Consider the following 11,817-nt stretch of genomic DNA (forward strand, 5'->3'; position numbering starts at 1 on the left):
TCTGGACCCGGCACGGTTTCGTCCGTCAATGACATTGGCTGAAGGGTCTCAGCGGAACGGCGGTGAGTACAGCAGACCACCGTTGGTCCACAGGCTGTTGTAGCCGCGCTCCCAACCGAGCGGTTTCAGGTTCCGGTCATAGATTTCGCCGTAATTGCCGACGGTCTTGACGATATTATAGGCCCATTTCGGATCGAGGCCGATCGCCTGGGCGAGCGACGGGTCTACGCCGAGAAAGCGCTGGATGGCCGGATCCGGCGATTTCAGGAACTCGTCGACATTCTTGCTGGTGATGCCCCATTCCTCGGCCTGGATGGTTGCGTTGACCGTCCAGTTGACGATTTCGAGCCAGCGGTCGTCGCCACCGGCGATTGCCGGTGCGAGCGGCTCCTTCGACAGCCGCTCGGGCAGGATAATGTAGTCATCGGGCTTCTTCAGCTGGGTGCGCTTGCCAACGAGATCGGACGAGTCCTGCGTGATGGCGTCGACGCGCCCTGTCTCCAGTGCGTTGATGAATTCGCCGGTATCCTCGATCGTCACCGGTGTGAACTTCTTGCCGGTCTTGCGGAAGAAATCGGCGATGTTCAACTCGCCGGTCGTACCGCTCTGAACGCCGATCGTGGCACCGTCCAGGTCGGCAGCCTTGGTGACGCCGAGGTCCTTGCGCACAAGGATGCCCTGGCCGTCGTAGAAAACCGTCGGACCGAAATGGAAGCCGAGCTGGAAGGCACGCGTGATCGTTACCGTCACGCCCGACAGCAGAATGTCGAACTCACCGGCCTGGAGCGCCGGCAGGCGCTGCTGCGGCGAAGAGTTGGTGAACTCCACCTTGTCCGGGTCGCCAAAGACAGTGATCGCCAGGGCGCGTCCATAGTCGGCGAAGAAGCCTTGCCAGCGACCGTTGCTGTCCGGCGAGAAGAAACCGGGTGTCGTGCCGACACCGACCTTGATGGAGCCACGCTCCTTGATCTTGTCGAGCGTCGGGCCCGCATAGGTCGCGGTCGAAAACAATCCCGCCGCCACCACCAGCGTCGTCGCCAGTGCCGTCCTCCAACCGGCGCCAAGCCGCATTGCAATCGTCATGTCAGTCAACTCCTGAGGTTCATTGTTGTCAGCCGATCGCGGAACGTCCCCCGCTCTGTTCGACTGCCCCGAAGTTAACTCTATAATTTTTGTAGACTAAGGAACGGCAATCCAATTTTCTGCCTGTCCGGAAAGCAGATTGCTTCGAAAATGCCCATTGGCGGCGAATGCGAACCTGCACCGTTCCCGAATGTGTTCCCTCGCGAAAGACACGTTCCAGCGCGGCTGAAGAAGAATATCCCGGGACAAAAAAATGGCCGGGCTCGAATACGGCCCGGCCAAAAGAAGGTTAAACCTTCAGAGGGGAACACCGTTCAGCGGAATGGGAGGAAACCGCCGAACGATTTTACCTGTTTGAGCCTATTTTGGTTACTTGGCGACGAATGGAATTCCAAAAATATACAAATGAGCAAAAATTCGTGCTCAGCAGCCGTTACGAGCCCGCGGTTCCGGTCTGGAGGAGATCAGCGTAGTGGCGGCGTGCCACGTCGGGATGTGAACGCAGCCGGCTTTTGAGCACGTTGGTTCCGACATCGCGGAACAACGGGTTGTCGGGATCGCTTGCCGGTCCGCGCGCCTGCGCCGCCAGTTCCTCGGAAAGGCCGAGAAGCGGGATGGTCGCATCGAGCCGCGCGCTGAAGAAGAAGGGGACAGAAATCCGCTCGACGCCGGCAGGCGGCGTCACGACGCGGTGCACGGTGGCCCGCAGATATCCATTCGATGCCAGTTCGAGCAGTTCGCCGATGTTGACGACCAGCGTTCCCGCCAGCGGATCCACATTCACCCAGCTTCCGTCATATTCGACCTGCAGCCCCTTGTTGTCGTCCTGCAGCAGCAGTGTCAGGAAACCGCCATCCTTGTGCGCGCCGACGCCCTGGTCGCCTTCGGTCGCGTCACGGCCGGGATAACGCACGATCTTCATGCGATGATTGGGCGAGTCCCGGTAGATCGCGTCGAAGGCGTCCTCGGGCTGATCGAGCGATAGTGCGAAAGCTTTCAACAGCCGAATCGCCACCGCGGTCGCCTTGGCCTGCCATGCAAGCAGTGCCGGCTTGAGTTCCGGCAGTGCAGACGGCCACTGGTTCGGTCCCTGCAACCTTGTCCATGGTGCAATTCCAGGTCCCTGCGCTATGGGCTGGCGCTCGACGCCTAAATCGAGTTGCTCACGCCAATCGGCCGCGCCCCTGGTCAGTTCGCCGCCGGCGCGGGTGTAGCCGCGGAACTGCTGGGATTTGACCATTTCGATCGCCAGCTTGTCGGCCTCCGGCAGCGCGAAGAACCGGCGCGAGGCATCCAGCACGTCGTCGATCTCCGAGGCGGAAATTCCGTGGCCGCTGAGATAGAAGAAGCCAACGTCTCGCGCCGCCGTGCGCAGGTCCAGGAGAAAGGTACGATATTCGGAGGCACCTTGTTCGAGACGGCTCAGATCGAGCACCGGCACAATTCTGGGCATGGTCAGGTTCCTTCTTTTTTCTGCTTTGGATTTTGCATGAAGCTCCCCCACAGAAGCGCGAAGCTGGAAATGATCGCTCCGGCCCACAACAGTTCGGGCGAATAGCGCCGGATGCCGAGGAAATGCCAAGTCTTGCACAACGACATGGCAAGCGAGCAGCGGTCAGACGTCTGCAGCAGACATGGCAGGGTGCGCTCGATTGGAAATCCGGTGTTCGACATGACCTGTGCGTAGACGATCGCCCACCAGACGAGAGCAATGAGCGTCAGGACAATTCCCGCCGCTTCCAGCCAGCGCGGCGAAAACAGTTTTCTGACCGATGCCGACGTATTTTCGGTCATGCCGAGAACCCGAGAATCTCGAGGATGTGCTGGCGTTGGGCTACGATGCGCGGATCGTCACGCCGACGGGGGTAGGGCAGATCGACCGCGACCTCGGCCTTGATGCGTGCCGGGCGCTCGGTCAGCACGATGACGCGCCCGGACAACAGCAGCGCCTCTTCGACATCGTGGGTGACCAGAATGACCGTGTATTCGGCCTGCCGCCAGAGCGCCAAAAGCTCCTCCTGCATGGTCAGCCGGGTGAGTGAGTCCAGCCGGCCCAGCGGCTCATCGAGCAACAGCAGGCGCGGGTCGTTGATCAGGGCACGCGCCAGCGCGGCGCGTTGCGCCATGCCGCCGGACAGCTGGTGCGGAAAGGCGGAGGCGAAAGCCTCGAGCTTGACCAGGCGAAGCGCACCATCGATCCGCTTCTGACTGCCAGGCAGGACGCCGCGCGCTTCCGGCCCGATGGCGACATTGTCGCGAACGGTCCGCCACGGAAACAGCGTCGGGTCCTGAAACACCAGGACGCGCGACGGATCCGGTCTGGCGACGATTGTCCCGTTTGCCAGCACCTCACCGCTGCTTGGCCGTTCCAGCCCTGCCGCCAGCCGCAGCAGGGTCGACTTGCCGCAGCCGGATGGACCGAGCAGCGCCACGAACTCGCCTGGCGCCACGGCCAGGTCGATCTGGCGCAGCACCGGCAAGGGTTGCCCATCCAGATCGTACTGATGCGAGACGCCGTGAAAGTCGACGGAAAGACCGGCAGAGTTATCGACCGCGACGCGAGTGGTGCCGAAGGCTACCATTGTACGACACCCTTCTGCCAACCGAGCAGCCGGTCGCGCGCGACGAACAGCAGCTTGACCAGACCCGAGCAGAGCAATGCCATGACGATCAGCATCGCGTAGACGTTGGCGTAGGCCGAATAGGCCGTCTGGAACTGCAGATACCAGCCCAGACCGTATTTCGCGCCGAGCATTTCGGCGACCACCAGCACGGCAAAGGAATAATACAGCCCCATGAACAGGCCGACGAAGACATGCGGCAGAGCGGCCGGTATCGCCACGCGAAGAACCAGATAGCGGCTGCTGGCGCCAAGCGTACGCGCCACGTCGTAGAAGGAGCGGTTGACCGAGTTGACGCCCGACGCGGTCAGGATCGCGACCGGTATGCCGGATGCAAGCGCGACCAGGAACAGGCTCGCCTGGAACGTCGTCGGGAACAGGAAGAAGGTTGCCGGGATCCAGGCGCTCGCCGGCACGGGGCCGATCAGCTTCAGCACCGGCATGCCCCAATAGGCGAAGTTTTTGGACCAGCCTAGCGCCACGCCGCCGATGAAGCCGACAATGATGCCGCTGAAGAAGCCGATGGTCCACAGCCGCGCGGTGTAAGCGATGCAGATGAGGATGCGTTGCCAGTCGACGATATAGACATGCAGGAGGCCGTGCGGCGGCGTGAAGAATGGTTTCGGCATCCAGCCGAGCTTGGCGGTGATCAACTCCCAGACCGCGAACCAAAGGCCCAGCACAATCAGCCATGGACCGTAGTGCATCAGCCCGCGGCCAAATCCGCCAAGCTTTTCGACGCTGAATGCAAGACCGGCCAGGATCATCGCTCCGGCGACCAGCAGGGCGACGAAGACATCGCGGCTACCCCACGGAACGACATCGGGGAAGGCAATCGTGACAATGGCAGCGAGCAGCCAAGCCGAGGCGGCATAGAGCCCGTGCTTCCACACCGGCCCGGCAGAAGCGGAAGAAACACTCTTTTCGCCTGCGTCCTCGTCGATCGCTGCGCTCATCACCGCAACCGTCAGGCCAGAATGTCGACCGTCACCCGCTGCGCGAGTTCCGCCGGGTCGGTGGTGGGATCGAGCACCTTGATCAGCGACAGATCAGCGGCCGCATGCTTCACCTGATCCTGCAGATCCTTGCCGACCGGATGGTTGTGCAACACCCATGACGCAATCTCGTCGCGGATATCTTCAAAGGGGAAACCCGGGTTGAGATTGTCGACGAACCACTTTGCCACCTCATCTGGATGCGCCGCGGCATATTCGTGGATCTCGATGTCGGCCTCGGCCAACCGCCGGATGGCATCCTTGTTGGCATCCAGGAAAGCCGAATTGACGCCAAGCACACAGCAGACTGCACCTTCGAACGAGCCGGTTTGCGTGTTGGCGACTTCCACAAGGTCGAACTTCTTCTTGTGGGAATAGGCCCACGGATCGAGATGCGCCAGCGCATCGGCCTGACCCTTGCCAACCGTTTCGCCGACCAGATCGAACGGCACGTTGAGCCAGTTCACATCATTTTCGGGATCGAGGCCTGCCTTGGCCAGCGCAACCTGGAAGGAGTGCTTTGGCGGGCTGGCGACGTCATAGGAGACGATGGTCTTGCCCTTCAGACCTTCGAGCGTGGTGACGCCGGAGGCCTCGGACGCCAGCAGCCTTGTACAGCCGCCATGTGAGCCGACGAACAGCTTGACGTCCAGCCCCTGCTCCAGCGGCTTGACCCAGTCATAGAGCAAGCCGGCGCCGGCATCCGTCTTGTTGGTGGCGATCGACTGGATCAGCGTCTGGCCGCTGGCACCTTGATAGTAGAGTTCGATGTCGAGATCATGCCTGGCATAGATGCCCTTCGAAAGGGCGAAGGCGATCGGCGAATGGCAGGCCGCGAACTCGGTCCATGACAACCGCACCTTGGTCGCATTGCCGGCTATGGCGTAGCTGGTCGGCCTGGCGAGCAGGGCCACAGCCGCGGCGCCAACACCGAGTGTGCCGGCGGCGCGCAACACGCCGCGCCGCGAGATTTTCGATGTTGCCCCGATTTTCCTGCTGGAAGTCATTGTACCCTCCTGTGACCGGATCGATGTGGAGCCGACGATTTGTTCGCCAGCAGAAATGCCTCAGGCGGCCTTCAATTCGCGATCGCCGACGGCCTGATCGAGCGCCTGTTCAAGATCGCGAATGATGTCGTCAGGATGCTCGATGCCGACGGAAAGCCTGACATAACCGGGCGTCACGCCGGTCGCGAGCTGCTCTTCCGGCGAAAGCTGCGAGTGGGTCGTGGTCGATGGATGGATAGCCAGCGAGCGCGCATCGCCGATGTTGGCGACGTGATAGAGCAGCTTCAACCCGTTGATGAAGGAACGTCCAGCCTCGCGGCCATCCTTGAGTTCGAACCCGACCAGCGCGCCGTAGCTGCCCTGACGGAAATAGGCGTCGGCCCGGCGCTTGCTCTCGCCGCTTTGGTAGCGTGGGAAGATGACGTTGCTTACCTTTGGATGACCGCGCAGAAACTCCGCCACCTTGATGGCGTTCTCATTGTGTTGACGGAGGCGCAAGGGCAGCGTCTCCAGGCCCTGCAGCAGCTGGAAGGCATTGAACGGGCTGATCGCGGCACCGACGTCGCGCAGAAGCACGGTGCGGATGCGCAGTACATACGCCACCGGTCCAAGCGCTTTGGCCGCCTCGACCCAAACCTTGCCGTGATAGCTTGGATCGGGCTGGTTCAGCGTCGGGAAGCGTTCGGCATGGTCTTCCCATGGGAAGTTGCCGCCATCGATGACGATGCCGCCGATCGAGGTTCCGTGGCCGCCAATGTATTTCGTCGCCGAATAGACCACGACAGCCGCGCCATGGTCGAACGGCCTGATGCTCAGCGGTGCCGCGGTGTTGTCGACGATCAACGGCACGCCGAGCGACCGGCCGATGTCAGCGACTTCCTTGATCGGGAAGACTTGCAGCTTCGGATTGGGCAGCGATTCCGCATAGTAGGCGCGTGTCCGCGCATCGGTGGCACGGCGGAAATTCTCAGGGTCGGACGGATCGACGAACCGTACTTCCACCCCCAGGTGCTTCAGGGTCGCGGCAAAAAGGGCCCAGGTGCCGCCATAGAGATCGGTGGCGGAGACGATGTTGTCGCCGGCGCCGGCAAGATTCAGCACCGAATAGGCTGAAGCCGCCTGGCCGGAGGACACAAGAAGGGCAGCAGCACCCCCTTCCAGCGCCGCGATGCGGGTCTCCAGCGCATCCTGCGTCGGGTTCGAGACGCGCGTGTAGATATGGCCGATCTCATCGAGGGCGAACAGCCGGTCGGCATGGCCGGTGTCCTGGAACTGGTAAGACGTGGTCTGGTAAATAGGTACGGCAACGGCGCCGGTGGCGGGATCGGCGCGCCAGGAGCCGCCGTGAAGGGCAAGGGTCTCGGGAGAAAGATTTTCCAGGGTCATTTATCGTTCCTTCCTGATGGTTGTGGCGGTCAAGCGACCGGGACAGCTTCGGCGCGTGCCTGGACGGCCAGCAGATCGGCGTGATGGCGCCGCGCGACGTCGGGATGCGAACGCAACCGGCTCTTCAGCGCGTTTTGCCCGGAATTGCGGTAGAGCGGATTCTGCGGATCGCGGGTGACCCCGTTCGCCTGCGCCTTCAGGTGCGGCGCCAAATCCAGGAGCGGAATCTCGGCATCGAACGGAGCGCCGAGGAAGAAGGCGACCGACAGCCGGTCGGTGCCGGCTGGCGGCGTTACGACCCGGTGCACGGTGGCCTTCAGGTAGCCATCGGTCGCCATTTCCAGCAGTTCGCCGATGTTGACGACAAAGGTGCCGGCGCGCGGCTCGGCGTCAATCCAATCGCCATCGGCGCTTTCGACCTGCAGCCCCTTCTGCCTTTCCTGCAGCAGGAGCGTCAGGAAGCCGCTGTCCTTGTGCGCACCGACGCCTTGCTCGCTTTCGGTCGCGTCACGGCCGGGATAGCGGATGATCTTGATGAGGTGGTTCGGCGTGCCGGCATAGATGGCTTCGAAAGCACCCTCATCCTGCTCCAGGACAATGGCAAAGGCTTTCAGCAGGCGCGTCGAAAGATCGGTGAGGCGATCCTGCCACTCCAGCAGAAGCGGCTTCAGCTCGGGCAAGGCGGTCGGCCATTGGTTTGGTCCCTGCAGGCGCGTCCAGGCCGGCAACGAGGCATTGCGCGGCAACGCCGGTGCCTCCGAGCCGATGTCGACCTGCTCGCGCCAGTCCCTCTGGCCTTTCGTCAGTTCCTGTCCAATCCGGTTGTAGCCGCGGAAATGCGGCGAGTTGACCATCTCTATCTGGAGCTTGTCCTTGTCCGGCAAGGCAAAGAAACGTCGTGACGTGCCAAGCACATCGTCAATCAGCGATTGTGCGATGCCATGTCCGGTCAGGTAAAAAAAGCCAACATCGCGTGCAGCGCGCCGCAGTCCCTCGATGAATTCTTTGCGAGATGCCGGATCGGCTTCATAGCGGGAAAAATCCAGCACCGGAATCGTTTGTTTACCAGCAGAACTGCTCATTTCGACCTCTTGTTTGGTGATCGAAGCGTCGCACCGCAGGCGATGGAAACAAAGAAAACGCCATCCCTTTCGGTGGCAGGTGGGGAAATTCCAGTATCGCTCGGGCAAGACGGACAGCGCGTTTTTGTTAATTCTACAAGATTGGTAGATTTGCCCTGCGACCGGTATCACGCCTCTATTCCGCGGCGGCCCGGTCGATCTGGCTGCGGCTCCGCTCCCAGGACAGGCCTGGGACCGCCGCCAGCAGCGCACGCGCATAGTCGGATCCGGGACGTGTCAAAACCTGTTCGGCGGGACCGTCCTCGACGATCTTGCCGCTCTGCATGACGACGATGCGGTCGGCGATCGCCGAGGCGACACGAAGATCGTGCGTGATGAACAGCATCGACAGGCCAAGATCGCGTTTGATTTCCGCCAGAAGGTCGAGAATCTGCGCCTGTATCGAGACATCCAGGGCCGAGACCGGTTCGTCGGCGACGAGCAGGTCGGGCTCAAGCATGAGTGCTCGCGCCAAGCCAATACGCTGCCTTTGGCCGCCTGAAAAGGCATGCGGGAAACGATCGGCCGCACCGGGGTCAAGTCCGACGCGGACAAGGAGGCGGGACATGCTCTCCTCCGCCCTCTCGCGTGAAAGGCCGTTGACTATGGCGGCTTCGGTAAGGATGCGGCGGACGCGATGGCGCGGATTGAGGGAGGCGAACGGATCCTGAAACACCATCTGGATACGCGGACGTAAAGTGCGCTCCCGTGTCGTGCCAGCGAGATCGCCACCGTCGAAGCTCAGGCTGCCTTCATCCCAGTCGGCCAGTCCGACGACGCATTGGCCGAGCGTCGTCTTGCCCGAACCGGATTCACCGACGAGGGCGACCGTCTCGCCGCGCCCAATCGTCAAATTGGCACCGTCCAGCGCCCTGGTGGCGGAGGCCTGCCGCCAAGGGGCGCGGCGATCACGATAGGTCTTGCTCAGCCTTTGGACAACGAGAAACGGATCCCCTGCGTCCCGTCTTTGAATTGCACTGGTATGAAGAACCGGAACGGCTTCGATCAGGCGGCGTGTGTAGGGCTGCGATGGCGCTTCGAGGACGTCGTCTGCTCTGCCGCTCTCAATCACCCGGCCCTCCTTCATCACCATGACGCGATCGGCGATATCGGCGACCACGCCGATATCATGGGTGATGAACAGAACGGCGAGGCCGAGCCTTTCGCGGATTTCAAGGATCAGCCGCAGGATTTCCGCTTGCGTCGTGACGTCGAGCGCGGTGGTGGGTTCATCGGCGATCAGCAGGTCCGGATCGTTGGCGATCGCCATGGCGATCATCACCCGTTGCCGCTGTCCGCCCGAGAGCTGGTGCGGGTAGCGGTGAATGATCGTCTCGGGATCCGGAAGCCTGGTTGCCCGCGCCAGTTCCAGCACGCGAGCGGTGCGCGCCTTGCGGTCGCCGCCATCATGCGCGGCGAGCGCTTCCTCGATCTGGCGGCCGATGGTCAGCACCGGATTGAGCGCGCTCATCGGTTCCTGGAAGATGAAGCCAATGCGCTTGCCGCGCAGCAGGCGGAACGAAGCCTCGCTGATCCCGGCAATGTCGCGGCCATCGAAACGGATCGCACCGGCGGCGATCCGGAGCTGCTTGGCAGGCAACAGGCCGGCAATGGCCGCGGCCAATACCGATTTGCCGGACCCGGATTCGCCGACCAGGCAGAGCACTTCGCCACGATCGATACGCAACGACACGTCTTCGACGGCCAATGCTCGATCGGCGTGCTCCGGCAAGGCGATGGAGAGACCCGCGATCTCGACCAGAGCCGTCATGCGCGCCCACCGCGATTGCTGTTGCGAGGGTTGAGCCAATGGTTCAGGCCGTCGCCGACGAGGTTCAGGGAAAGAACGGTGAGGAAGATCGCCAGGCCCGGAATGGTCGACAGCCACCAGTTGACGCGAAAGGCGGTCCTGCCGGTGCCGAGCAGATAGCCCCAGGAGACGAACTCGCGATTGCCCAGACCAAGGAAGCTGATGCCCGATTCGATCAGGATGACGGTCGCCGTCATCAACGAAGCGGCAACGATCACGGGCGACAGCACGTTGGGAAGGATGTGCCCCCAGATGATCCGGGCAGTCGACAGCCCGCCAACCCGTGCCGCCCGCACGAAGTCCTGGTTGACGAGGCTCAGCACCTCGGCCCGGACCAGCCGGGCGATCTGCGGCCAGCTGACGATTGCGATGGCCAGGATGATCGAAGCCAGCGAAGGCGCGACGATCGCAACGATGACGACCGTCAGCAGGAAGCTCGGGATGGTCTGGAAGAACTCGGTGAACCGCATGGCGACGTCGTCGACCCAGCCGCCGAAATAGCCGGCGACAGCACCTATCGCCGTGCCGAAGGCGACGGCGAGCAGCGTCACCGCCAGAGCGATCAGCAGCGTGACCTGCGCCCCGTGGGCGATGCCGGCCGCAAGATCACGGCCGAGCATGTCGGTGCCGAACAGATGACCCGGGCTGAAGGGCGGCAGGTTCGGGCGCGCAACCATGCGCCAGGGATCGCCCGGAAAGAGGATACCGGCGAAGATCGCCATCAGGAGGATCGCGATCAGGATCAGCGCGCCGGCGACGGCGCCCGGATGCCTGAGGAACGGGGTTCGCGGCAAGGCCATCGCCTCAAGCTCCCATTTCGATGCGCGGATCGGCGGCAACGTAGAGAAAATCCGCGGCCAGGTTGATGACGACGACGATTGTCGAGGTGATGAAGAAGATCGCCAGCAAGAGGTTGTAGTCCCGCTGCATGAGGGCATCGAAGGCGAGACGCCCGACGCCCGGCCAGGCGAACACCGTCTCGATCAGGATCGACCCGCCAATCAGTTGTCCGGCCTGCAAGGAGGCGAAGGTGATGATCGGCAGCAGCGCGTTCCTCAGCACATGCTGGCGCCAGATCAATCCCGGTTTCAGGCCCTTGGCCCTGGCGGTACGGACAAAATCGCGATCGAGCACGTCGAGCACCGAGGCGCGCGTCACGCGCATGTAGATGGCCATGTAGAACAGGCCGAGCGTCAGAGCCGGAAGAATGAGATGAACGGCGACATCCCCGACAAGCGAGAGATCCGACCCGCCCTCGCCCACCGTCTGCATGCCGTAGGACGGCAGCCAGTTCAGCCAGACCGAAAACAGCAGGATCGCCATCAGGCCGGTCCAGAACAGCGGCATGGCAAAGAACATCACCGAAATGCCGGTCAGCACGGTGTCGAGCAGACTGCCGGCGTGCCGAGCGGCGATAGACCCGAGCGCAATGCCGGTCCCCAACGCAAAGCAAAAGGCGGTCAATGTCAGAAGCAGTGTGGCCGGCAGCCTTTCCGCGATGATATCGACAACAGGACGCTGGTCGCGGTAGGATTGGCCGAAGTCGAGACGCGCCAGCGACTTGGTGTAGATCCACAATTGCTCGGGCACGGAGCGATCAAGCCCGAGATCGTGGCGCAGTTCCGCGACAAAGGCCGGGTCGGCCGCACCCTGGTCTCCGGCCAGGACGGATGCCGCATCTCCCGGTGCGAGGCGCAGCAGCACGAAGTTGAGCACGATAACCCCAAACAGGATGAGAACCGCGCGGGCGGCCCGTCCTGTCAGGAAGCCAAGACGATCCATCCTACCCAGCCC

At 62.5% G+C, this 11,817-nt stretch carries 11 protein-coding genes; all 11 read right to left on the reverse strand.

Features of this window, described 5'->3' with window-relative positions:
* Window positions 1-48 precede the first annotated feature (48 nt).
* Entirely contained in the window at window positions 49-1,071 is a 1,023-nt protein-coding gene (locus tag NKH06_RS09320) for an amino acid ABC transporter substrate-binding protein (protein WP_127293017.1), read from the reverse strand.
* Window positions 1,072-1,516: 445 nt separating this feature from the next.
* The gene (locus tag NKH06_RS09325; RefSeq protein ID WP_128302598.1) at window positions 1,517-2,536 is read right to left on the reverse strand and encodes an isopenicillin N synthase family dioxygenase; all 1,020 of its coding nucleotides are present in this window, start codon (window positions 2,534-2,536) and stop codon (window positions 1,517-1,519) included.
* A gap of 2 nt (window positions 2,537-2,538) precedes the next feature.
* Window positions 2,539-2,877, reverse strand: coding sequence for a hypothetical protein (locus NKH06_RS09330; RefSeq protein ID WP_023809074.1), 339 nt, complete (start codon window positions 2,875-2,877; stop codon window positions 2,539-2,541).
* Entirely contained in the window at window positions 2,874-3,665 is a 792-nt protein-coding gene (locus tag NKH06_RS09335) for an ABC transporter ATP-binding protein (RefSeq protein WP_023809075.1), read from the reverse strand. The genes NKH06_RS09330 and NKH06_RS09335 overlap by 4 nt, the downstream gene beginning before the upstream one ends.
* On the reverse strand, window positions 3,659-4,660 hold the full coding sequence (locus tag NKH06_RS09340; protein ID WP_128302599.1) for an ABC transporter permease: 1,002 nt from the start codon (window positions 4,658-4,660) through the stop codon (window positions 3,659-3,661). The genes NKH06_RS09335 and NKH06_RS09340 overlap by 7 nt, the downstream gene beginning before the upstream one ends.
* Before the next feature lie 11 nt (window positions 4,661-4,671).
* Window positions 4,672-5,706: an ABC transporter substrate-binding protein gene (locus NKH06_RS09345; RefSeq protein WP_023809077.1), complete on the reverse strand. Its 1,035-nt coding sequence runs from the start codon at window positions 5,704-5,706 to the stop codon at window positions 4,672-4,674.
* Window positions 5,707-5,766: 60 nt separating this feature from the next.
* Window positions 5,767-7,092, reverse strand: coding sequence for an O-acetylhomoserine aminocarboxypropyltransferase/cysteine synthase family protein (locus NKH06_RS09350; RefSeq protein WP_023809078.1), 1,326 nt, complete (start codon window positions 7,090-7,092; stop codon window positions 5,767-5,769).
* 29 nt (window positions 7,093-7,121) lie between these two features.
* The gene (locus NKH06_RS09355; RefSeq protein ID WP_023809079.1) at window positions 7,122-8,174 is read right to left on the reverse strand and encodes an isopenicillin N synthase family dioxygenase; all 1,053 of its coding nucleotides are present in this window, start codon (window positions 8,172-8,174) and stop codon (window positions 7,122-7,124) included.
* Window positions 8,175-8,349: 175 nt separating this feature from the next.
* Window positions 8,350-9,984, reverse strand: coding sequence for a dipeptide ABC transporter ATP-binding protein (locus NKH06_RS09360; protein ID WP_352440728.1), 1,635 nt, complete (start codon window positions 9,982-9,984; stop codon window positions 8,350-8,352).
* Entirely contained in the window at window positions 9,981-10,823 is an 843-nt protein-coding gene (locus tag NKH06_RS09365) for an ABC transporter permease (protein WP_023809081.1), read from the reverse strand. Before NKH06_RS09365 ends, NKH06_RS09360 begins: the two co-directional genes overlap by 4 nt.
* Before the next feature lie 4 nt (window positions 10,824-10,827).
* Window positions 10,828-11,805 carry an ABC transporter permease gene (locus NKH06_RS09370; protein WP_023809082.1) on the reverse strand — a complete coding sequence of 326 codons (978 nt, stop codon included), beginning with the start codon at window positions 11,803-11,805 and terminating at the stop codon, window positions 10,828-10,830.
* Between the last annotated feature and the right edge of the window lie 12 nt (window positions 11,806-11,817).

The sequence above is a fragment of the Mesorhizobium sp. M1342 genome (genome assembly GCF_040317955.1).
In the GTDB taxonomy this organism is placed as follows: domain Bacteria; phylum Pseudomonadota; class Alphaproteobacteria; order Rhizobiales; family Rhizobiaceae; genus Mesorhizobium.

Coding starts and splice junctions, on each gene's coding strand:
- NKH06_RS09360 (WP_352440728.1), bottom strand. CDS start 9,984: ATGACGGCTCTGGTCGAGATCGCGGGTCTCTCCATCGCCTTGCCGGAG.
- NKH06_RS09335 (WP_023809075.1), bottom strand. CDS start 3,665: ATGGTAGCCTTCGGCACCACTCGCGTCGCGGTCGATAACTCTGCCGGT.
- NKH06_RS09365 (WP_023809081.1), bottom strand. CDS start 10,823: ATGGCCTTGCCGCGAACCCCGTTCCTCAGGCATCCGGGCGCCGTCGCC.
- NKH06_RS09355 (WP_023809079.1), bottom strand. CDS start 8,174: ATGAGCAGTTCTGCTGGTAAACAAACGATTCCGGTGCTGGATTTTTCC.
- NKH06_RS09345 (WP_023809077.1), bottom strand. CDS start 5,706: ATGACTTCCAGCAGGAAAATCGGGGCAACATCGAAAATCTCGCGGCGC.
- NKH06_RS09340 (WP_128302599.1), bottom strand. CDS start 4,660: ATGAGCGCAGCGATCGACGAGGACGCAGGCGAAAAGAGTGTTTCTTCC.
- NKH06_RS09330 (WP_023809074.1), bottom strand. CDS start 2,877: ATGACCGAAAATACGTCGGCATCGGTCAGAAAACTGTTTTCGCCGCGC.
- NKH06_RS09320 (WP_127293017.1), bottom strand. CDS start 1,071: ATGCGGCTTGGCGCCGGTTGGAGGACGGCACTGGCGACGACGCTGGTG.
- NKH06_RS09370 (WP_023809082.1), bottom strand. CDS start 11,805: ATGGATCGTCTTGGCTTCCTGACAGGACGGGCCGCCCGCGCGGTTCTC.
- NKH06_RS09325 (WP_128302598.1), bottom strand. CDS start 2,536: ATGCCCAGAATTGTGCCGGTGCTCGATCTGAGCCGTCTCGAACAAGGT.
- NKH06_RS09350 (WP_023809078.1), bottom strand. CDS start 7,092: ATGACCCTGGAAAATCTTTCTCCCGAGACCCTTGCCCTTCACGGCGGC.